Below are 20785 nucleotides of genomic sequence, written 5' to 3'. Positions count from 1 at the left end.
TTAAACAGAAAACGCTTCCGCTGAATAACGTCCAACGGAAGCGTCTTCCCAGATAAAACCTACCAAAATAAACCTGTCCCTTTTTGGCAGGTTAGGCCTGGAAGGTGTCGCGGTCGGGCGCGAAGGACTGCATGGCCGCGATGGTGCGGTCGAAAAGCTCGGGGAGCTCCCAGCCCAGCATCTCGGCGCCCTGCGAAATCACGTCGCGCGAGCAGCCGGCGGCAAAGCGCTTGTCCTTGAACTTCTTCTTGAGCGACTTGGTCGTAAAGTCCATGACGCTCTTGCTCGGACGCATGATCACGGCAGCCCCAATCAGGCCGGTAAGTTCGTCGCAGGCAAACAGGATCTTTTCCATCTGCAGCTCGGGCTTGGGCAGCGAGGTATTGAAGTCCGAGGTATGCGTCTGGATGGCGCGGATGAGCTCGGGCGATGCGCCCTCGCTCTCCAGAATCTCGGCAGCATAGATGGTGTGGTTCACGGGGTCGTCCTCATGCTCCTCCCAATCCAAGTCGTGCAGCAGGCCGACGATGCCCCAAAACTCCTCGTTCTCGGGGTCGAACTCGCGCGCAAAGTAGCGCATGGTGCCCTCGACCGTCTCGCCGTGGGTGATGTGGAACGGATCTTTGTTGTGCTCGTTGAGCAGTTCGAACGCACGGTCGCGGGTGATTCCAGCGGAAAGCGTCTGAGACATGGCAATACCTCCAGGTGAGTCGGTGCTAGGACACGGTGTCACTATCGTATATCGCCGCGGCTCAAGCCGGAAGGCAGAAAAGGCATACGGAGAAAAAAGCCGGGCGAACGCGTCGCCCGGCAAAACCGCAGATAAAACCTGCCAAAATAAACCTGTCCCTTTTTGGTAGGTTTAGGGGCGGACCTGGCCGGTGCCGCGGAGCTTGTATTTGTAGGTGGTGAGGGCCTCGGCGGCAAAGGGGCCGCGGGCGTGGAGCTTTTGGGTCGAAATGCCGATCTCGGCGCCCAGGCCAAACTCGCCGCCGTCGGTAAAGCGCGTGCTGGCGTTGGCATACACGGCCGAGGCATCGATCTCATCCAAAAAGCGCTCGCAAGCGTCCGCGTCCTCGGCGATGATGGCCTCGGAATGCATAGTGCCATAGCGGTTGATGTGCACGATGGCCTCGTCCTCGTTCGCCACGACCTTTACGCTCATCTCGAGCGCCAGGTACTCGCGGCCCCAGTCCTCCTCGGTCGCGGCAACAAAGTCATCGCCCTCGGCAAGACCGGCGTCGGCGCATGCGGCACACGCGGCCTCGTCGCCGTGAATCAGCACACCGTGGTCGTGCAGCACGGCCACGACCGCCGGCAAAAACGAATCTGCCACGGCGCGGTCCATAAGCAGCGACTCGGCGGCGTTGCACACGCCCACGCGCTGGGTCTTAGCATTAACGATAATGTTGAGCGCTTTATCAAAGTCTGCCGACTCATGCACGTAGATGTGGCAGTTTCCCGTGCCCGTCTCGATAACCGGCACAAGCGACTCGCGCACGCAGCGCTGGATCAGGCCCGCACCGCCACGCGGAATAAGCACGTCGACGATGCCGCGAAGCTTCATGAGCTCGCCGGTGGCCTCGCGATCGGTGGACTCGATCATCGAGATAGCCTCGCGCGGGAAACCCTTGGCCTCGAGCGCATCGGCCAGCAGTTCGGCAATCATGGCGCACGAGTGATAGGCCAGCGAACCGCCGCGCAGAATGCAGGCGTTGCCGGTGCGGATGCAGATGCCCGCGGCATCGGCCGTCACGTTGGGACGCGCCTCATAGACCATGGCGACTAGGCCCAGCGGCACGCTCACGCGGGTGAGGTCCACACCACTTGCAAGTACGCGGTGGTCGAGCACGCGGCCGACAGGATCGGGCAGCTCAGCGAGCTTCTCCAGGCCGGCGGCCATGCCCTCGACGCGCTCGGGCGTCAGCAGCAGACGGTCGAGGAGCCCCGCCGAGGTCCCCGCATCGCGCGCAGCGGACATATCGAGCTCGTTGGCGGCGACGATGGAATCGACGCCATCGCGCAGCGCCGCGGCCATGGCGCGCACGGCCTCCTGGCGCTGCTCGTCGCTCGCCGTGGCAAGCGAGGCCGACGCTGCCTTGGCGGCAACGGCAAGATCGTGGACATACGTGGCTATATCGACCGACATGGACGGCCCTTTCTCTTAGAAGTTTGCCAATCATGGTAGCCGATTTATGCGCATCCTCGCTGGCGGCGGTAGAATTGGTCAACCCGAAACACCGCAACGAACGGAAGTACCGCATGGCCCTCATCACTTCGTACCACGTCCCCGGCCTCTATGTCGAGGACCACAGCATCGACGTCCCCTTGGATTGGCGCGGCCTGGAGCCAATGCTTTTGGCCGTCGGCAGCACCATGCGCCGCGGCGCCATGCCGGCGCCCATCGCCGGCGCACCCGAGAGCATCAAGCTTTTCTACCGCGTGGTTTGCGCTCCCGACCGTATCAACGACGATCTGCCACTCCTCCTCTTTTTGCAGGGCGGCCCCGGCGGCGAGAGCCCGCGTCCGCTGTCGCCCACAAGCGACGGCTGGATCGAGGAGGCCGTCAAGCACTTCCGCGTCGTCCTGCCCGACCAGCGCGGTACCGGGCGCAGCAGCTGTGTAGACGGGCGCACGATTGCCGCACTGGGCGAGCGCGCCGAGGCGGCAGGCTCCGATGCGGCCCGCTCGCAGGCGGATTTTCTCAAGCGCCACCTCGCCAGCTCCATCGTGCGCGACTTTGAGTACCTGCGCCTGGTGGGCTTTGGCGGCAAGCCCTGGGTCACACTCGGCCAGAGCTACGGCGGCTTTTTGACGTTGAGCTATCTGTCGCTCTTCCCCGAGGGCGTGGCGGCGAGCTTTACCTGCGGCGGCATTCCGCACGTACCGGCGAGTGCCAGCGAGGTCTACGCGCACACCTTCCCGCGTATGGCGGCCAAGACTCAGCAGTATTACGACCGCTACCCCGCCGACGTCGAGCGCGTGGCGGCCCTGGCAGATGCCCTCGAGGAGCAAAAGCCCGCGCTGCCCGACGGCTCGCCGATGACGGTCGAGCGCCTGCAGCTCATGGGCAGCGACTTTGGCATGAAGCCGAGCTTTGAGCGCATGCACTGGATTATCGACCACGCGTTTGTTAATGGCGACGGTACGCTGAGCTGCGGCTCCTCGGTATCAGACAGCTTTTTGATGCGCGCCTTCGAGCGCACCAACACGCGCACGAATCCGCTGTACTGGACGCTGCAGGAGTTCATCTACGCCGATGGCGACACGATGCCCATTGGCTGGGCAGCCGCCGGGGAAAAGGCCCATCGTGCCGAGTTCGACACCCTCGCGCGCCCACTCATGTTTACCGGCGAGGCCATGTTCCCGTGGATGTTTGAGCAGATGCCCGAGCTCAAGCCCTTCAAGCCCGCCATGGACCTGCTGATGGAAGACACCAGCTGGGACAAGATCTACGACCCGCAGCGACTTGCCTGCAACGAGGTGCCGCTCCAAGCCGCGGTGTATTTCGACGACATGTACGTGGATTCGGGCCTGCAGCTCGACACGCTCAGCCGCGTGGGCAACTCACACGCCTGGGTGACCAACGAGTTCGAGCACGACGGCCTGCACGGCAGCATGGTGTTCAAGCACCTCTTCGAGGAGGCCCTCAACCGCGGAGACCTGCGCCAGATCTTCTAGCATAGGAGTGTCCCCCATCAGCCGGCACAAAAGGAACGTCCCCAAGTGCCGGCACGAGAAAGACAGCGCTGCGGGAAACGATCCGCAGCGCTGTCTTTCTTTATGCAAAGACGATCAAGTTGTCTCGGTGGATCGCGGGCTTCTCGGCCAAGTCTGCCAGCAAGCGGTTGCCGGCAATCTGGTCCTGGCGGCGTCCGGCTGCAAGCTCCAGCACGTCCGAATCGGCCTCGGCGATACCGCGGGCGACAACCATACCGCTTGGGTCGCACACGTCGAGCACATCGCCCTCGGCAAACGTGCCATCGACCTTGCGAATACCCACCGCAAGCAGGGAAGAACCGCGGCTGACCAGCGCCTTCGCGGCGCCGTCATCGACCGTCACCGAGCCATGCGCCTTGTCGCCCAGTGCAATCCACAGCTTGCGAGGCGCAATGTCCAGGCGCTCCGCCGGCGGATCGAACAGCGTGCCCACGCTCTCGCCGCGGGCAAGGCGCACGAGCGCATCGGGCTCCTCGCCCGAGCAAATCACGCTCTGAATGCCCGCCGTCATCAGGATGCGGCTCGCGCGGATCTTGGTAATCATGCCGCCTGTGCCAACCGATGTGGAAGAATCGCCCGCCGAGGCGATAATCTTGGCATCGATCCTATGCACGACCGGAACGAACTCGGCCGTGGGGTCCTCGTGCGGATTGGCGGTATAGAGGCCATCGATGTCCGAGAGCGTCACGCACAGGTCGGCAGAAACCAGGCAGCCCACAAGCGCCGCCAGCGTGTCGTTGTCGCCAAACTTGATTTCGTCGACGGTAACGGTGTCGTTCTCGTTGACGACCGGCACCACGCCCAGTTCTACCAGACGCAGCAGCGCGTCGCGCGCGTGCAGATAGGACGTGCGACGGGCCGTGTCGTGACGTGTGAGCAGCACGAGCGAGGTAAGCAGGTCGCGCGCATGGAACTCCTCGTCGTAGGCCGACGAGATGATGCACTGACCGGCCGAGGCGCAGGCCTGCAGGCTCGGCAGGTCACCGACCGGCTTGCGGTCAAAGCCCAGCACGGGATAGCCACAGGCAATGGCGCCCGAACTCACCACGACCAGACGCCAGCCGAGTTTGCGCAGGGCAGCAGCCTGATCGGCGAGCCCGCCGATAAAGGCGCGGTTGACCTTGCCATCGGCGCCCACCACCGTGGACGAACCGATCTTTACCACCATCGTTTTATAAGAAGTCGTCATACGTCAAACCAATCAACTGTTGAGGGTTCGGGCGAGCTGACGGCCGAGGGAACGTAATTCCACCCTACACCCAACAAAATTAGCGAGCCCAGGGGAAGGCAGAAGCCGCGGCCATGTTCTTGCGCACGAGCTCGTCGCGCACCTGCGCCAGGCCCTGCTCCATGCCCACCACATAGGTCTGCGGGTACAGGAAGCGCTTGTAGACCGGATCCAGATGGTCCAGCGCCCAAGCGCAACGCTCGCGTGCGGCCTCGATGCTCTCGCGCGGGGCAACAGCGCTGCCGTCGCGCACGATCGGCGCCAGCAGCTCGCGATACTCAAGCTCGGACACGTCGGTCACCAGGGCGGCATCGTTCACGGCCACGAGGGTATTGCCGCGCGCGGCGCCCTCCCCCGCCAGATGGTCCTCGTCATAGATCATGTCGCAGACCGGGCCGCCAAAGCCGTCGTAATAGCGGCGCACGCGCTGCACACCCGGAATCGTGCGCTTGTAGGGCTGCTCGGAGAGCTTGACCACCGGCGTCCACGGGTCCGCCTCGCTCGCACGGCGGGCGGAAAGCTTGTACACGCCGCCCAGCGCCGGTTGGTCGTAGCAGGTCGCGAGCTTAGTGCCCACGCCAAAGCTATCGATGGGCGCGCCCTGGTCGAGCAGCGACTGAATCGTGTATTCATCCAGATCGTTGGAAACCGAGATCCCCACATAGGGCAGGCCCTCGGCATCGAAACGGCCGCGGACATACTTGGACAGCTTGGCGAGGTCGCCTGAGTCGATGCGAATGGCCGACAGACGCTCGCCCGCCGCCTCCATCTCCTTGGCAACCGTAATGGCATGCTCGCAGCCCTCGCGCACGTCGTAAGTGTCAATGAGCAGCGTGCAGTTCTTGGGGCTCGACTTGGCAAAGGCACGGAAAGCCTCGAGCTCGGAATCGAAGCTCATCACCCAGCTGTGCGCATGCGTGCCAAAGACGGGAATACCGTAGCGGCGACCGGCGAGCACATTGGACGTAGAGGAACAGCCGGCAACGTAGCTCGCGCGCGCGACGGCCAGACCGCCATCGGGACCCTGGGCGCGGCGCAGGCCAAACTCGGCCACGGGACGGCCGTCCGCCGCCAGCACCACGCGCGCCGTCTTGGTGGCGACAAGCGTCTGGAAACCGACGATGTTGAGCAGCGCCGTCTCGAGCAGCTGGCACTCCAGCGCGGGGCCGGTGACGCGCACCATGGGCTCGCGCGGAAAGACGAGCTCGCCCTCGGGGACGGCGTCGATGTTTACATGCGCACGAAAATCACGCAGGTAGTCGAGGAATTCGGGCTTGAACATCGCGCCGCCGGCCGGGGCCTGGAGCGATGCGAGGTAGTCGATATCCTCGGGCGTAAAGCGAAGGTTTTCGACCAGCTCGGGCAGCTCGGCGGTGCCGCACATGACGGCGTAGGCGCTGCCAAACGGATGGTCACGGTAAAACGCCGTAAAACAGCCCTGCTCATTGGCCTTGCCGCTCTCCCACAGGCCCTGGGCCATAGTGAGCTCGTACAGATCGGTGAGCATTGCGATGTCGGTGGGATGCGAGATGTCGGTCAAAGCCATGGGGCGACCTTTCGGATGCGTTGTGCAGAGGTTGAGGGTTGGACGAGAGCAGAGCATGCGGACATGATGCCCGATGCAAATCGGTTAGAGCAGGCCCATACTGGTCATGATCGTGTAGCCCATAAAGACGACAAACGCGACCAAGGCGAGCGCGATGATGATCTTTTGAGCCGGGGCCATACCGGGGATCTCGCCCTCGGCCGTGGGCTCCTTGGAAGTGACCATGCGCTGGGCAAACGTCATCTCGTCACGGCTCGGCTTGGACTCGGCGGGCTTGGGACGAGCGGCTTTCTTAGGCTGAGGCTTGGGTGCAGCGGGCGCAGGCTTCGCAGCGGCGGGCCTGGGCGCGGGCGCGGGCTTGCGCTCGGATGCGGCGCTCGCGGCAGCCTCCTCGGCCTTCGCACGCTCGGCACGCAGGGCAGCCAGCTCTTCACGCTCGCGCCGGGCCTTTTCCTGGGCCTCGCGGCGGGCCTTCTCGGCGCGGAGCTCTTCCAACTCGGCGCGCTCCTCGTCGGACAATGGTTGGGAATCAAGCTCGGCCATAGTGCAGCCCTTTCTTTCAAAAAAAGCCGCCGACACAATGTCGACGGCTTATCAAATCCAAGGGTGGAGACGAAGGGAGTCGAACCCTCGGCCTCTGCCATGCGACGGCAGCGCTCTCCCAACTGAGCTACGTCCCCAGGACAAGTTGTTATTTTACCTACGGCTCGCCAGCTGTCAACGCCCAATACCCAGTCTTTTTGGGACGGGGCTTTTTTGACTACTTTTCGGATGGTAGCTCGACCCCCACCGGGAGCAGTCTTTTTGGGACGGGGCTTTTTTAGCTACCCAGGCAGATAGCGAAAACGATTTGGACGATTAACGGCAGGGGCAGCTAAAATAGCCCCGTCCCAAAAAGACTGCTCAAAAGAGCTACTTTGCGCTGGTGAGGACGCCGGTAGTGTCGAACGCTGGGGTAAAGCTCTCGTCTACCGCGCCGCCCTCTTGCCAGAACATCGTCGTAAAGCCCAAGTCGTCGGCATGGTCGAGCACCCGCTCGTACTCCTCGCGCGTCACGGCTCGCGCCAAGTCGCCGCCCTGCTCGCGCATGAGCGCATTGGGCGTGTACTGGTTCATGACCGAGATCGGCACATCACCCACCGTCTGCCACACCAGGTCTAGCACGCGACACGAATCGTCCGCATGCCCCGGCAACACCAGGTGACGCACGATCATGCCGCGCTTCATGAGCCCGTCCTCGTCCACCAGCTCTCCCCCACGGCGCTCAATCTCGCGCGCCATTTGCGCCAAACCCGACACGGCCACACGCGGGTAGTCCTTAATGTGAGAGAGCGACTGCGCAAGCCCCGCATCGGCATATTTAAAGTCGGTTAGCCACACATCGACCAGATCGCCGAGCGCCGCCACGGCACTCGCGCGCTCATAACCGCTCGTGTTGTAGACGATTGGAACAACCAGCCCGCGCGCCCGTGCCGCGGCAATCGCAGCCGGCAGCAGGTGCGCGTAGTGCGTCGCCGTCACCAGGTTAATATTGTTTGCACCCTGGTCCTGCAGCTCCAACATAATCTCGACCAGGCGCTCGGGCATAATCTCAAGCCCAAAATTGCCCGTCGAAATCTCGTGGTTCTGGCAATAGACGCATTTGAGCGAGCAGCCGCTAAAGAAGATCGTGCCCGAACCGGCCTCGCCCGAGATAGGCGGCTCCTCCCACATATGAAGCGCCGCACGGGCCACCTTGAGCGTGTCGTTAGCACCGCATACGCCGCGCGCACCCTCATCGCGCGCCGCACCGCAACGGCGCGGACACAAATGGCAAGCGGGAGAAAAAAGTTCGGTCAACGACGTCGGCATAAAAACATGCTCCAAAACAACGATTCAGCAGGTCAAACGCAAAAGGACCAACCGCGCAGACGGCTCGAGCCCAAGGCGCCGTAATCGTCCGACACGATTTTTGTAATGTCAAGACTGGAATCGATAAAGTGCCGCTTTATGATGTAAGTATTCCGCCCCCCGCGGAGCAACTGGGTGAACCGTCGCGTTTATTTAGGGAGCCCACACAGTCGTACGTAGTACAGGTATCCTTCGTTGTTAAGGACGCTGGAACGGTCGATGAGGGCACCCACCTGTTTTAGGTGGGTTCATTTTCGTAACGTGGGGGGTGGTTTTCTTTTGCCGTTTTTGCCAAAAATTGCCATCGCAGATCCCGTATGACATCCAACGGCACTCGGCAGAACCCCCGCCACCATCCCAATATCTGGTAAGCGCGTGATTATCGATTGGCGCGATTCCCCGCACCCCCTTTGGTCGAGTATCATGGGTCAGCTATACCCTTTGCGGCATGGCATCCTTTGACCTTTTCCTTCGACGCTTGGCGGTTTTTGATACATGGCTTCATCCACGAGCTACATACCGTTCCTTTGCGTGGCAGCCGCGGCATATATCACGACCTTCCTCACGGTGCCCCTGGTTAAACGTCTGGCAATCAAGCTCGACGCCGTTGATTATCCTTCAAAACGCCGTATCAACACCAAGCCCATCCCGCGCTTGGGAGGCACGGCGGTCTTTTTGGGCCTGGTCGTTGCCTGCATCGTTCAGATTATGGGCACCTGGCATCTGGGCTGGCCGCCCGTCTTGGTCCCGCATCCGCGCCTGCACATTAGCTACCCCATGCTGGCGCTTTCTTTTACCGTCATTTTTGCGACCGGCGCGATCGACGACGTCTTCCAGCTTAAGCCCAAGCAAAAGCTCGCCGGCCAGGTCCTCGCCGCGCTCATCGCCTGCGTGGGTGGCCTAAAAATCGGCGTCATCCTCAACCCGCTTGCCCCCGGCGAGATTATGCTCGGCTGGCTCGCCTATCCCATCACCGTGGTCTACCTGGTGGCGTTCACCAACATTATCAACCTTATCGACGGCCTCGATGGCCTGGCCACAGGCATCTGCGGCATCGCATCGTTCACGATGTTCTCGATGGCCGTTCTCTCGGGCCGCATCGATGCCGCCGCGCTCTCCATCGCGTTGTTTGGCGCCTGCCTGGCCTTTTTGCGCTACAACTTCAACCCCGCGAGCATCTTTCTGGGCGACTCAGGGTCGCTGCTGCTGGGCTTTGCGCTGGGCTCCATTTCGCTGCTTAATGTGAGCCGCACCGCCGCGCTCACCTCGCTTATCATTCCGCTCATCGTTGCCGGTGTGCCCATCATCGACACGTTTAGCGCCATCGTGCGCCGCAAGCGCGCCCACATTAGCATTGGGCAGGCCGACAAAGGCCACATCCACCACCGCCTCATTCAAGAGGGCTATAACCAAAAGCAGGCTGTGCTGCTTATCTATGCCTGGTGTGTCCTGCTTTCGGCCGGTGCGGCCGCCATCAACCAGGTCGAAGTCCCCATGCGCGTGCTCATCTTTACCGTCCTTGGCATTGGCTCGGCAGCCTTCGCCAAGCACCTGCACCTGTTTGAGCCCGTGCTACGCCACCATTACAACAAGCGCACGCACGAAGACGAGCTGATAACCCCCGACGACCCCGCCTTTAAGCAGGAGGAGCAAGCGGCCGAGGAGCGTAAGGGAGAGCGCCACCACAGGCATTAAGGTTTGCTGCAGAAGATTGTTCTGCTTACCGTCGGCCGCTCGTGACCGCGCCTCGATCGCCACGCATGTCTCGCCTTACCACCCCCTTGCCCACTTTCGCCCGCCCCTCTCAATAAACGCGTTATCATCTTGACCCATGAACATACGTTAGGAGCAATCATGCCAAACGAGAACAGCTACGAAGTCGCGCTGCAAAAGAGCAACGCCATTCGCGAGGGCCTGGCCAAGACGCCCGAGAAGTTCACCATGCTTTCCGGCGACCGCCCCACCGGCCGTCTGCACCTAGGCCACTACTTTGGCACCCTCAAGGGCCGCGTGGAGTTGCAGAATATGGGCGCCAAGACCAACGTGCTCATTGCCGACTACCAGGTCATCACCGACCGCGACACCACCGAGCACATCCAGGACAACGTGTATAACATGGTCATGGACTACCTTGCCTGCGGTATCGACCCCGACAAGACCATGATCTACACGCACTCCTCCGTGCCCGCCGCCAACCAGCTCATGCTGCCGTTCCTGTCGCTGGTCTCCGAGGCCGAGCTGGCGCGCAACCCCACCGTCAAGGCCGAGATGGAGGCCTCGGGCCACGAGCTCACCGGCCTTCTGCTCACCTATCCGGTACACCAGGCCTGCGACATCCTGTTCTGCAAGGGTAACGTTGTGCCCGTCGGTCGCGACCAGCTGCCGCACATCGAGCTCACCCGTACCATCGCCCGCCGCTTTAACAACCGCTACGGCAAGGTGTTCCCCGAGGTCGACGCGCTGCTGTCCGAGACCCCGCTGCTGCCCGGCCTGGACGGCCGCAAGATGAGCAAGAGCTACGGCAACGCCATCAATATCTCGATGACCGCCGAGGAGACGGCCAAGCGCATCAAGAAGAGCCAGACCGACTCCGAGCGCATGATTACGTTTGATCCCGAGAACCGCCCCGGCGTGTCCGGCCTGCTTTCGACCGCCGCCATCTGCACCGGCCGTTCCGAGGTCGAGATTGCCGAGGAGATTGGCATGGGCGGCTCTGGCCAACTCAAGAAGTACGTGACCGAGGCCGTCAACGGGTACTTCGCACCGATCCGCGAGCGTCGCCAGCGCTACGAGAACGACCTGGACTATGTGAAGGACGTCCTGCACGAGGGCAACCGTCGTGCCAACGAGATCGCCGAGCAGACCCTGGCCGAGGTTCAGGACGCCATGGGCATGGTGTACTAGTCGAGAGCAATAAACAACACTCAAACTAAACCGCCGCGATTGGCACAATCCTCGTTGCGGCGGTTTTGTTTTCTTCAGAGGTCGGTCGCCGAGATATTCAGCCGCTTGGCAGAACCCCTAAGTCGCAAGCACCTTGAGGCTATATCCTGTTAAGCAATGACACCCTATTGTTTAACATGCGGCAGCTTTTACGGCAGACCCGACCGACCGGAAGGAGTCCCATGAGCTCAGTTGCGTTTTGTACCTGCAACGACCGGAAATGCCCATTTAACCCTGTCAACCACGAGAAGGGCTGCACACCGTGTATCGCTAAGAATCTGCACGAGCACGAGATTCCAACGTGCCTGTTCAACGCGATTTCTCCCGATCGGCTTGAGGCCGATAAAGACGAGTGGTCGTGGCAAGCGTTCGCGCGGCATGTAGAAGCATATCTGGGAAGCGACAGCCCAAGAATCCCCGCAGGCGAAGAAGCGCCGCAGGGATTTACCAAGATCGGTTGCTGTAAGCGGGACTAACAATCAAAGTTAGTGCCCCCCTAAAACCAAACGTCAGTACCTCATTATGGGATAACAGACCTGATGGGTTTGCCCCATGCCTACAGGAAAGCGCCCGCCGACCATGGCAGCCGACGGGCGCTTTCCTGAAGTACACCGTTGAATCGCACAGAGGGGAGGAATGCGAATCAAACTCAACAGGGCAGGCTTTTTCATCGCCTATGGTCTGCTCCGTTGCTGCATACAATATAGTTCACCATTGTTTACTTTGCAGTATCAAACCGCGCCGCCACACCTTCTGCATAAGTTAACCGCGTTAAACCTGCCAATTAGGGACAGGTTTATTTTGGCAGGTTTTATCTGGGGAAACATCAATGGAGCCAGCGTTCCACCACAAAGAGGACAGGCACCCTTGTGGTGGTCTTGGCCACAGCAGAGCCGCTAAAGCCCTGCTGGCCAACGACAGGCGGCCAAGTCGACGTGCATGGGGTCGACAAACGTCACGCCCTCCCCCAGCAGAAGTTCGCGCTGAGCATCGGGGCCGCCAAACGCAAAGCCCTCGCAAATGCTGCCATCGGCAAACACCACACGATGGCAGGGAATCTGACCAGGGCGCGGATTGCTGTGCAGCGCATAGCCCACGTACCGCGCACTTCGTGGACGGCCGGCGAGCAGCGCCACCTGGCCGTACGTGGCAACCATTCCCTCAGGGATCTGCTCGACTACCTCGTACACCCGTTCAAAAAAGCCCTCAGACGCCATCGATGCTCCTTTCCGCCCGCAACAGCATAAATCAAATGATCCCTCGGGGACGGCAGGGCTGCGGATCATTTGCGGCTTCCGTGCGGCCGATAGTCCGCAACCCCGTCATCGCCGAGGGATCACATGGCATGGCAGGTAGCGTTCGCCCAGATAAAACCTGCCAAAATAAACCTGTCCCTTTTTGGCAGGTCGGTTAGTTGGCAGGCTGGAAGAAGGCTACGGCTACGGCACCGGGGCCTACATGGGTGCCGATGGTGGCGCCGATGGTGTGAACGGGCAGCTCGCCCTCGGTGTGGCCAGCCCACAGCGCGGCGCTGTCCTCGATATACTTCCTGAGCACCGCATCCGAAAGGCCCGTATAGCCCAGCGCCAGCGGCATGGAAAAGTCGACGCCGCCCGCCTTTTCGACCTTTTGGTTCAGCAGGTTGCGGCCGTTCTTGGAACCGCGCGCCTTGCCCAGCTGCACGATCAGACCGTCCTCGGCAGCCACCACGGGCTTTACGTTGAGCAGCGTACCCACGGCGCCGGCCGCAGCAGACAGGCGACCGCCGCGCACCAGGTACTCCAGCGTCTCGAGCAGGCCGATAACCACCACGCGGTCGCGCACGGCCTCAACCGCCGCCGCGATCTGGGCAGCGCCACGGCCCTCGTCCACCAAGTGCAGGGCATACTCGACCAGCACGCGCTCGCCCAGGGTGACGTTGTTGCTGTCTACCACGAACACATCGCCGCCCGGTGCCTCGGCAAGTGCGGTACGGGCACTCTGATTGGTGCCGGAAAGCTTAGCGCCCACGGTAATAATCACGGCCTCATCGCCGGCCTCACGAACCTCGGCGATAGCCTGCGAAAACGCGTACGGGTTGACCTGACCGGTCTTGGGCAGCTCATCGCGCTCCACGAGCATCTCGTAAAAGCGCTGGTGATCGATGTCGACGCCATCCATGTACACATCGGTGCCAAAGGTAACGGACAGTGGCAAAACAGCCAGTGCCGGGTGCTCCGCCGGCGACATATCGCTTGCGGAATCGGTAATAATGCGGACGGACATAGCGAATCCTTTCTTGCACAGGTCCCGCGCAGGGAATTTTGACAGCAATGCCCCGGCACGGTATACGCGCTCAAACGGGACGATGCAGTTGTTAATGGGAAGCAAATGCCTAGGCGGCCCTACAGCTCGCGCAGGGTGTCGAGAATCGTACGCAGCGACGCGTACATCTGCTCGCGCTGCTCCACACCCATGGCCTTGCCGGTGGCATCGAGCACCTCGCGAATAATGCGATCGGCCTCATTCATGCTCTCGCCGCCCAACGTGGTCAGGCGAACCGGGGCGCGATACTTAACGGCGGCATCGCCCGAATCGTCGACCTCGACGTAGCCGCCCTCTTCCAGATGCGCCAGCGTGCGCGAAACGGCAGCGCGGGTCACGCCTGCCATGCGGGCGAGGTCGGCACCAGTCAGGCCGTCCTTGCTGCGCTCAAGATAGTACAGGCACATGATATCGGAACCCTTAAGGCCCAGCCTTGCGCCCTCAGATGCCTTAATGCGCTGGATCTCCTTGTAGAGTCCGCTGATCAGTCCAACAAAGTCCTCAAAACGCGTCTCGTCGTTCTGCTGCATGGGAGACGACCGCCTTTCGCTTGCATGATGCTAACGGGTAAACATCTTAGCCGTACCCAGCGATCGCAAGCCCCGAACGCCCTATTTGTTAACTCATCAACATAAAAACCACCACAAAGGGGACAGCACCTTTGTGGTGGTTTGGGGCATCAATAGGTTCTAGGCGCCGCTACAGTTCCACGCAGGGATTGTCGCGGGTCACAAGCGTCTTGACGACAACCGTCGCTCCCAGATAGCGCTCAAGCAGCTCGGCTAAGCGATCGATGGCGGCCTGGCAGTCCCCCATCCGCTCGGGTTCAACACACTCAATCGCCAGGAACGCATCGGCAGAATCGTCGGACAGAGCCGTTCGAACGCCGTCGCGCCAGTTCCAGCAGCGGCACACGGCACCCGCATCATCGATGTAGGCGAGCTCGCCGGGCAGCGTCGGATCATCCGCCTCCTCGCCAAGCGGCAGGAACGCATCGCCACCGTCGGTCACCTTCAAGCGAAGGTCTCCCTCAATCGCGTGCAAATCCTCGCCTCCCACGGGCAGCGCGTAGGTCAGCGACACCGTGTTGTAAATATCCACCGCCGGTGTGATATGACCGACCGGCTTGCCCTTGAGCACGCGCTTGAGCAAGTTCTCGATCGAGCAGCGGGCGCCCTTTTTGGTCTTGAACAGGCGATAGGCCTCGCGCCATGCCTTGACCGGCGCGTTCTCGCTGATGGTATCGCTTGTCAGGTGGCGCTCCGCATCGATATTGGCGCGATCGAGCAGCGCCGCAATCGCGTCCACGTCCTCTTGAGGAATCGTAGCCGCGGGCTTCATGCCCTTTACGACCACGACGCCGACCGCCGCCTGTGGAAATAGCTCCCAAAATGAATCCTCGGCAACAAAGCCCTTCATACGTGCTCCTTTCATTGTGCGCGCCCGAGCGAGGGCACCTAAACAAAAAGCGCCCCTACAACGGCCACCTTCAAAGTCCTACGGTGCCGTCACAAGAGCGCTTACGCTGCCCCCATCCGGAGAAGGGGACGATATGTCAGGCGCATTGTAACCCGAGTCATCCACACGAGCAAAACCACCACAAAGGCGCCTGCCTCTTTGTGGTGGATATGGACTCGAGGCGACGCTAGTGGCGGAGTCCCAGTAGGCCGCGGCCGCGATGACGGGCCTCGGCGGACACCTGAGTGTGCGGACCGGCGGCCTTGACGGACTCGGGCAGGTGCGAGTACTTCTTCTCGAAGTTCTCCTCGAACATCACCGCCAAGTTGTGCGCGGCCTCGTCGTAGCGCGCTGTGCTCTGCCAGTACTGGCGCGGCACCAGGATGCCGTCCGGCACACCGTGGCACGTGGTGGGAATGTCGACATTAAAGATATCGTCGTGCAAGAACTCGCTGTCCTCGATGGTACCGTCGAGGGCGCGTGCGACCAGGGCGCGCGTGTAGGCAAGCTCGATGCGATGGCCCACGCCATAACCGCCGCCAATCCAGCCGGTGTTGAGCAGATAGACGCGGGTGCGACCGTCGGCGATACGCTCGCCGAGCATCTTGGCATAGACCATGGGGTCGAGCGGCATAAACGGCTCTCCGAACAGCGAGGAGAACGTGGGCGTGGGCTCGGTGACGCCGACCTCGGTACCGGGGATCTTTGCGGTGAAGCCCGTCACAAAGTGATACATGGCGGCATCGGCCGTCAGGCGCGAGATAGGCGGCAGCACGCCAAAGGCATCGCAGGTCAAAAACAGCACGACGCTCGGGGTGGTGCCCATGCCCTTGGTCCACGCGTTGGGGATATGCTCGACGGGATAGGCAACGCGCGTGTTGTGCGTGATCGAGACGTCATCGTAGTTGGGCTTGCGGTTCTCGTCGAGCACCACGTTTTCGCAGATCGCGCCAAAGCGAACGGCGTTGAAGATCTCGGGCTCGTGAAACTCGTCCAAGCCCTCGCACTTGGCGTAGCAGCCGCCCTCGATGTTGAAGATGCCCATGTCGGACCAACCGTGCTCGTCGTCGCCGATCAGCAGGCGCGTGGGATTGGCCGAAAGCGTGGTCTTGCCGGTGCCGGACAGGCCAAAGAACACGGCGGTCTCGTGCGTGACGGGATCCATGCTGGCCGAGCAATGCATGGGCAGCACATCGTCCTCGACGGGCAGCAGGTAATTCATGACGCTGAAGATGGACTTTTTAATCTCACCGGAGTAGCCGGTGCCGGCAACCAGAATCACGCGTTCCTGGAAGTTGATGACCACGGCGGCGCTGGAGTTGAGGCCCTTGATGGCAGGGTCGCACTGGTACCCAGGTGCCGCGAGCACGCAAAAGTCCGGTTCGCCGGTGCGCGCAATTTCGCGAGCGAGCGGACGGGCGAGCATCTGCTTAATGAAGAGCGCCTGGCTCGCGCGCTCGCAGGCAACGAGCAGGCGACGCGTGTGGTTGCGGTCGGCACCCGCCATGCCGCGGGTGACGAACACATCGCGCTCGTTGAGATAGTCGACGATGCCGGCCTTGATGGCCTCGTAGCTCTCAATCGAAAGCGGGCGGTTGACGGCGCCCCAGGCGATCTTGTCGTGAACATCGGGGGTGTCAACGATAAAGCGGTCGTTGGGAGAACGGCCGGTGCGCTCCCCCGTCTCGATTACCAGCGCGCCGTTGGATGCCATGCGGCCCTCTTCACGGCGGATGGCGTGCTCGACGAGCTCCGCAGCAGGTAGATCGACCAGCAGACGCGGCTGATTCTCGGCGGGATCTTCGACCAGCGTAATACCAAAGTTGGACAGAACTTCTGCAGGGGTAACACCAGGCATGGGGCCTCCTTTAAAAGCGCGTCACGCGGGCGCGGCGCGCACTTTACTCACGTAAAGCCCGTTGTACCCGATATGCAAAAACGTTTTTGTGGCAAGGGGGGCAAGCCCGCCCAACGGTCAAAAATCCCAGGCAAGCGGCCTAGTCATTGGGTAGTCATTGGGGACGTTCTTAAACGACGAGTCGTTGGGGACACTCTTGAACAGGCAACATTCAAGGAGTGTCCCCGGATGCCGGCACAAAAGGAGCGTCCCTAAGTGCCAACTATAGCGGCAAGCCTTGGCCGAGCATGGCGATGGCGCTCATAAGGACCAGCATGCCGGCGGCGTAGGGCAGGACCGCACCCAAGAGCTCGGCATCCTTGCCGCGCACGTGCACGGCGGCCAGGCCGATGGCAAGCGTCTGCGGCGAGATCATCTTGCCGGCGGCGACGCCAAGCGCGTTCAGCGCGACCATCCAGTAGTCGCTCACGCCCAGCGCGGTGGCAGCCTGGCTCTGGATGGGACCAAACAGCATGCCAGAAGACGTGCCCGAACCGGTCACGAACGCACCGACCGCGCCGATCCACGGAGCCAGAACCGGGTACAGGCCACCGGCGACTGCAATGCAAAACGCGCTGATCGAAGAGATCATGCCCGCATAGCCCATAACCTTGGCACAGCCCAGAACCGAAAGCATGGTAATGACCGTCGGCATCATCTGCTTGACGGTCGCGGCCAGTACCTTGCCCATCAAGCGCGGCGAAGCACCCTGAATGGCGCCGCCGACAAACGCCGCCAGGAAAATCCAGACGCCCGGCGTGTTGATCCACGAAAACGTGAGCGTGCCGGGGTTCTCGCCGCAATACACCTGCACCTGGCTCGCAAACGGTGCGAGCGCAGCATGCACGGCAGGCACCAGGTTAGACGTTCCCAACAGCAGCACAAAGATCAGGATGAAGCACGACCAAGCCGAAAGCGCCGACTTAGCGGTGAGCTGCTCGCCGGCCTCGATATTCATGTGGAAGCGTGCGTCCAGATGCCCCGACTTCTCGGCACGCATGGCAAGCGCAGCTGTCAGCGCGAGCGAAACGATGGAACCGACGACGACAGCAAGCTCGGGACCCACAAACATAGCAACGACAAGCGCCGCACCGGCAAAGGACACGCCGGAGAGCACGGCGATGCCCGCCACGCCGTTCAGGCGCTCGGCAACGCCCGCAACATTACCCTGGTCATCGGCGACACGACCCGCAACCAGCACGATAAACAGCGGCATCATCGCAAAGAAAGGCGCCAGCTGCACCATCTGAACGGTCGCCAAATGCAGCGGATCCAGGCCCACCAGACCGGCAACGGACACCGTGGGAATGCCAATGGAGCCGTAGGGCGTGGGCACGCCGTTGGCCAGCAGACAGATGAGCACGGCGGGCACGGCCTCAAAGCCCAGGCCCGCGAGCATGCCGGCGGGAATAGCAACGGCGGTGCCAAAACCGGCCATGCCCTCCATAAAGCCACCAAAGCACCAGGCCACAAGCAGCGCCAGCAGGCGGCGATCGCTGCTGATGGAGGTGATCATGCTGCCGATCACGTCCATGGCGCCCGTGCGAACGCTCAGGTTATACGTGAACACCGCGGCGATGATTACCAAAACGATGGGCCACAGGGCCATCAAAAAGCCTTCGAGCGAGGCGGTCGCGATCTGCGCTGCCGGCAGGTGCCACCATGCGAAGGCAAGCACGCACGAAAGGACAAACGATCCGATGGCGGCTTTCCAAGCTGGCCATTTAAAGCACAGCAGCATCACGACAAGCCAAATGATCGGCACAAGAGCCAGCAAGAATGCGGCGACGTCCATAGGTAGAAGCTCCTTGGTGCCGCGCGGGCGGCATCGTGGTATCACATAACTTCAACAGGATACCGCACGCTCACCGACAATTTACTGCCGCCCCCCGAAAATATTGAACAATCCGTTCAAAAACATGAGTGACACCGTCGCGTCTATACTAGAACGCAGCAATAGAAAGGACCCGCCTTGAGCATCTCGCCCCTCGATAGCATCCGCCGCGCCATCGCCCGCCGCAACGGCATCGCCAACCCCGCTGTATCGGGCGGGGCGCACGGACAGGGCGGACGCATCGAGAACGGCCTGTTCCCCGCATCGCACACCGCCGAGGAGCTCGCGCGTATCCAGGAGCTGAGTCAGCGCAACGCCGGCGGGCCAAATAGCGGCCAAGCCACGCGTCGTCGGCGCGAGCGCGATCGCGAGCCCGGTCCTGTCCGCCGTATGGTCAACGCCTGGTGGAACCGCCTGCTCGGCGCCGTCTACGGCGGCGGTTTCTCCATGCAGGAAGCCGAATACGAGGAGCACGCCACCCGTCGCGACTACCTTTGGAATACCCTCGGCACCGCCGTGTGGGGCATGGCGTTTCCGCTGCTCACTATCGTGTCTACGCAACTCGTGGGGGCCGAAGAAGCCGGCAAGTTCTCCATCGCCTTTGTCACCGGCACGCTCATCATGATCGCGTGCAACTACGGCGTACGCAATTTTCAGGTCTCGGACATCGACGAGAAGACGTCCTTTGCCTCCTACCAGCTCAACCGCTGGCTTTGCGGAGCTCTCGCCCTAGGCTGCGGCCTCATGTACAGCAGCGCCCGCGGCTATGACGCGCAGATGGCGACGATCGGCCTGGGCGTCTACCTCTATAAGGTGATCGACGGCATCGCCGACGTGTACGAGGGCCGCCTGCAGCAGGCCGACAAGCTCTATTTGGCCGGCATGAGCCAAACGCTGCGCTCCGTCGGCGTCATCGCGGTCTTTAGCGCGGCACTGTTCCTCACGCGCAACATGCCCATCGCGGCCATGGCTATGGGTGTTACAGCGATCGCCTCGCTTGTGCTGGTCACCGCCCCGCTCGCCCTGCTCGAAACCGAAAAATCGCGTCGCGTGAGCATACGCGAAGTCGGCCGCCTTTTTGCGCAGTGTGCCCCGCTCTTTGGCGCGCTCTTTTTGTTCAACCTTATCGAGAGCATGCCCAAGTTTGTGATGGAAGGCACGCTGGCCTACAAATATCAGCTGTATTTTAATGCCCTATTCTTTCCGGCGCAGGCCATTTTGCTGAGCATTGGATTTATCTATAAACCGCAGCTCTTGCGTTTGTCGAGCATTTGGGCTAACCCGCGCAAGCGTCGCCGCTTTGACTTAATTATTGTCGCTGTCATGGCGCTGATCTTGGGTTTCACTGGCGCATGCGCCGCATTTATGGCAGGCCCCGGCATTCCCCTTATGAGCTTTATGTACGGCCTCAACTTTGAGCGCTACCGCACATTGGCGCTGCTGATGGTCGTCGCCGGCGGCATCACCGCAGCCATCGATTTTATCTACGCCATTATCACAGTGCTGCGCCACGCCGGCGATGTCACCAAGATCTACCTCATTTGCTTTGCCGTGAGCGTGGTGCTCCCGATGATCCTCATCAACCTACTGGGGCTGATGGGTGCCGTCGTAAGCTACCTGGCTATCATGGCCCTACTGCTGGTGCTGTTGATTATCGAGTACGCCCACATCCGCCAGCGTATAGAACGAGCCCGCAACCCGTACGGTGTCTAATTAGATGCCTCGGCCACCGGAATTTGCGATGGAATCGCCCCGGCTGGGGTCTCGTTGCGGACAATATGCATCACGCAAAACTAAGTGAGTAGACTTTTACCGAATCCTCGACCACACCGACAAAGCACAAGTCTGTGACCTGCGGTTTTATTGAGGCAAATATGTTGGGTGCTCGGCATTTCCAAAAAAGTCTACTCACTTAGCCAGCGGGCAGCCAAATGATTATGTAATCCACGTCCCAGAAAAATCATT

17 protein-coding genes and 1 tRNA gene are annotated in these 20785 nt (G+C 61.4%); 5 read left to right on the top strand and 13 right to left on the bottom strand.

What is annotated here, in order from left to right:
• Positions 1 to 91: 91 nt before the first annotated feature.
• Together ACTQ48_RS01710 and ACTQ48_RS01705 are read right to left on the bottom strand one after the other, a co-directional pair.
• Positions 92 to 691, bottom strand: a complete 600-nt coding sequence (locus ACTQ48_RS01710; RefSeq protein ID WP_441569966.1) for an HD domain-containing protein — start codon at positions 689 to 691, stop codon at positions 92 to 94.
• A gap of 171 nt (positions 692 to 862) precedes the next feature.
• On the bottom strand, positions 863 to 2149 hold the full coding sequence (locus ACTQ48_RS01705) for a glutamate-5-semialdehyde dehydrogenase (RefSeq protein ID WP_441569965.1): 1287 nt from the start codon (positions 2147 to 2149) through the stop codon (positions 863 to 865).
• 113 nt (positions 2150 to 2262) lie between these two features.
• On the opposite strand from ACTQ48_RS01705, the gene ACTQ48_RS01700 reads away from it, so the two are divergent.
• Positions 2263 to 3681, top strand: a complete 1419-nt coding sequence (locus tag ACTQ48_RS01700) for an alpha/beta fold hydrolase (protein WP_441569964.1) — start codon at positions 2263 to 2265, stop codon at positions 3679 to 3681.
• Between the two features lie 100 nt (positions 3682 to 3781).
• Here the strand turns inward: ACTQ48_RS01700 and proB are convergent, their stop codons facing one another.
• The 5 genes from proB to ACTQ48_RS01675 all read right to left on the bottom strand — a co-directional run bounded on the left by proB (position 3782) and on the right by ACTQ48_RS01675 (position 8345).
• Positions 3782 to 4909: a glutamate 5-kinase gene (proB, locus tag ACTQ48_RS01695; protein WP_441054043.1), complete on the bottom strand. Its 1128-nt coding sequence runs from the start codon at positions 4907 to 4909 to the stop codon at positions 3782 to 3784.
• 79 nt (positions 4910 to 4988) lie between these two features.
• Complete coding sequence (locus ACTQ48_RS01690) at positions 4989 to 6494, bottom strand: nicotinate phosphoribosyltransferase (RefSeq protein ID WP_441014794.1); 1506 nt, start codon at positions 6492 to 6494, stop codon at positions 4989 to 4991.
• Between the two features lie 84 nt (positions 6495 to 6578).
• Positions 6579 to 7037, bottom strand: coding sequence for a hypothetical protein (locus tag ACTQ48_RS01685; RefSeq protein ID WP_441569963.1), 459 nt, complete (start codon positions 7035 to 7037; stop codon positions 6579 to 6581).
• A gap of 64 nt (positions 7038 to 7101) precedes the next feature.
• Positions 7102 to 7174, bottom strand: a tRNA-Ala gene (locus tag ACTQ48_RS01680).
• Positions 7175 to 7406: 232 nt separating this feature from the next.
• Complete coding sequence (locus ACTQ48_RS01675) at positions 7407 to 8345, bottom strand: radical SAM protein (protein WP_441569962.1); 939 nt, start codon at positions 8343 to 8345, stop codon at positions 7407 to 7409.
• A gap of 534 nt (positions 8346 to 8879) precedes the next feature.
• Between ACTQ48_RS01675 and ACTQ48_RS01670 the strand changes: the two genes are divergently transcribed.
• From ACTQ48_RS01670 to ACTQ48_RS01660, 3 genes are all read left to right on the top strand, one after another.
• Positions 8880 to 10079: an MraY family glycosyltransferase gene (locus ACTQ48_RS01670; protein ID WP_427727958.1), complete on the top strand. Its 1200-nt coding sequence runs from the start codon at positions 8880 to 8882 to the stop codon at positions 10077 to 10079.
• 159 nt (positions 10080 to 10238) lie between these two features.
• Positions 10239 to 11288 (top strand): tryptophan--tRNA ligase, encoded by a 1050-nt coding sequence (gene trpS, locus ACTQ48_RS01665; protein WP_441569961.1) that lies wholly within the window; start codon positions 10239 to 10241, stop codon positions 11286 to 11288.
• Between the two features lie 221 nt (positions 11289 to 11509).
• Complete coding sequence (locus tag ACTQ48_RS01660) at positions 11510 to 11803, top strand: DUF6485 family protein (protein WP_195838532.1); 294 nt, start codon at positions 11510 to 11512, stop codon at positions 11801 to 11803.
• Between the two features lie 420 nt (positions 11804 to 12223).
• Here the strand turns inward: ACTQ48_RS01660 and ACTQ48_RS01655 are convergent, their stop codons facing one another.
• The 6 genes from ACTQ48_RS01655 to ACTQ48_RS01630 all read right to left on the bottom strand — a co-directional run bounded on the left by ACTQ48_RS01655 (position 12224) and on the right by ACTQ48_RS01630 (position 18781).
• The gene (locus ACTQ48_RS01655) at positions 12224 to 12544 is read right to left on the bottom strand and encodes an MGMT family protein (protein ID WP_427747461.1); all 321 of its coding nucleotides are present in this window, start codon (positions 12542 to 12544) and stop codon (positions 12224 to 12226) included.
• 193 nt (positions 12545 to 12737) lie between these two features.
• Entirely contained in the window at positions 12738 to 13592 is an 855-nt protein-coding gene (locus ACTQ48_RS01650) for a DegV family protein (protein ID WP_441569960.1), read from the bottom strand.
• A gap of 119 nt (positions 13593 to 13711) precedes the next feature.
• Positions 13712 to 14161, bottom strand: a complete 450-nt coding sequence (locus ACTQ48_RS01645; protein ID WP_154515655.1) for a MarR family winged helix-turn-helix transcriptional regulator — start codon at positions 14159 to 14161, stop codon at positions 13712 to 13714.
• Between the two features lie 169 nt (positions 14162 to 14330).
• Complete coding sequence (locus tag ACTQ48_RS01640; RefSeq protein ID WP_441559673.1) at positions 14331 to 15050, bottom strand: B3/B4 domain-containing protein; 720 nt, start codon at positions 15048 to 15050, stop codon at positions 14331 to 14333.
• Between the two features lie 226 nt (positions 15051 to 15276).
• The gene (pckA, locus tag ACTQ48_RS01635; protein ID WP_441569959.1) at positions 15277 to 16947 is read right to left on the bottom strand and encodes a phosphoenolpyruvate carboxykinase (ATP); all 1671 of its coding nucleotides are present in this window, start codon (positions 16945 to 16947) and stop codon (positions 15277 to 15279) included.
• Positions 16948 to 17209: 262 nt separating this feature from the next.
• Positions 17210 to 18781, bottom strand: a complete 1572-nt coding sequence (locus ACTQ48_RS01630) for an L-lactate permease (RefSeq protein WP_441569958.1) — start codon at positions 18779 to 18781, stop codon at positions 17210 to 17212.
• A gap of 177 nt (positions 18782 to 18958) precedes the next feature.
• On the opposite strand from ACTQ48_RS01630, the gene ACTQ48_RS01625 reads away from it, so the two are divergent.
• Positions 18959 to 20533, top strand: a complete 1575-nt coding sequence (locus tag ACTQ48_RS01625; RefSeq protein ID WP_441569957.1) for a lipopolysaccharide biosynthesis protein — start codon at positions 18959 to 18961, stop codon at positions 20531 to 20533.
• The last annotated feature ends 252 nt before the right edge of the window (positions 20534 to 20785 follow it).

It is taken from the genome of Collinsella sp. Sow4_E3, assembly GCF_052116285.1.
Taxonomy (GTDB): Bacteria; Actinomycetota; Coriobacteriia; order Coriobacteriales; family Coriobacteriaceae; genus Collinsella.
Note: the sequence above shows the minus strand (reverse complement) of the source record. Positions and strands in the feature narration are given on the sequence as shown.

What these genes read in the sequence shown, in the direction of transcription:
- ACTQ48_RS01710 (WP_441569966.1), bottom strand. Translation starts at nt 691, where the DNA reads ATGTCTCAGACGCTTTCCGCTGGAATCACCCGCGACCGTGCGTTCGAA.
- ACTQ48_RS01705 (WP_441569965.1), bottom strand. Translation starts at nt 2,149, where the DNA reads ATGTCGGTCGATATAGCCACGTATGTCCACGATCTTGCCGTTGCCGCC.
- ACTQ48_RS01700 (WP_441569964.1), top strand. Translation starts at nt 2,263, where the DNA reads ATGGCCCTCATCACTTCGTACCACGTCCCCGGCCTCTATGTCGAGGAC.
- proB (WP_441054043.1), bottom strand. Translation starts at nt 4,909, where the DNA reads ATGACGACTTCTTATAAAACGATGGTGGTAAAGATCGGTTCGTCCACG.
- ACTQ48_RS01690 (WP_441014794.1), bottom strand. Translation starts at nt 6,494, where the DNA reads ATGGCTTTGACCGACATCTCGCATCCCACCGACATCGCAATGCTCACC.
- ACTQ48_RS01685 (WP_441569963.1), bottom strand. Translation starts at nt 7,037, where the DNA reads ATGGCCGAGCTTGATTCCCAACCATTGTCCGACGAGGAGCGCGCCGAG.
- ACTQ48_RS01675 (WP_441569962.1), bottom strand. Translation starts at nt 8,345, where the DNA reads ATGCCGACGTCGTTGACCGAACTTTTTTCTCCCGCTTGCCATTTGTGT.
- ACTQ48_RS01670 (WP_427727958.1), top strand. Translation starts at nt 8,880, where the DNA reads ATGGCTTCATCCACGAGCTACATACCGTTCCTTTGCGTGGCAGCCGCG.
- trpS (WP_441569961.1), top strand. Translation starts at nt 10,239, where the DNA reads ATGCCAAACGAGAACAGCTACGAAGTCGCGCTGCAAAAGAGCAACGCC.
- ACTQ48_RS01660 (WP_195838532.1), top strand. Translation starts at nt 11,510, where the DNA reads ATGAGCTCAGTTGCGTTTTGTACCTGCAACGACCGGAAATGCCCATTT.
- ACTQ48_RS01655 (WP_427747461.1), bottom strand. Translation starts at nt 12,544, where the DNA reads ATGGCGTCTGAGGGCTTTTTTGAACGGGTGTACGAGGTAGTCGAGCAG.
- ACTQ48_RS01650 (WP_441569960.1), bottom strand. Translation starts at nt 13,592, where the DNA reads ATGTCCGTCCGCATTATTACCGATTCCGCAAGCGATATGTCGCCGGCG.
- ACTQ48_RS01645 (WP_154515655.1), bottom strand. Translation starts at nt 14,161, where the DNA reads ATGCAGCAGAACGACGAGACGCGTTTTGAGGACTTTGTTGGACTGATC.
- ACTQ48_RS01640 (WP_441559673.1), bottom strand. Translation starts at nt 15,050, where the DNA reads ATGAAGGGCTTTGTTGCCGAGGATTCATTTTGGGAGCTATTTCCACAG.
- pckA (WP_441569959.1), bottom strand. Translation starts at nt 16,947, where the DNA reads ATGCCTGGTGTTACCCCTGCAGAAGTTCTGTCCAACTTTGGTATTACG.
- ACTQ48_RS01630 (WP_441569958.1), bottom strand. Translation starts at nt 18,781, where the DNA reads ATGGACGTCGCCGCATTCTTGCTGGCTCTTGTGCCGATCATTTGGCTT.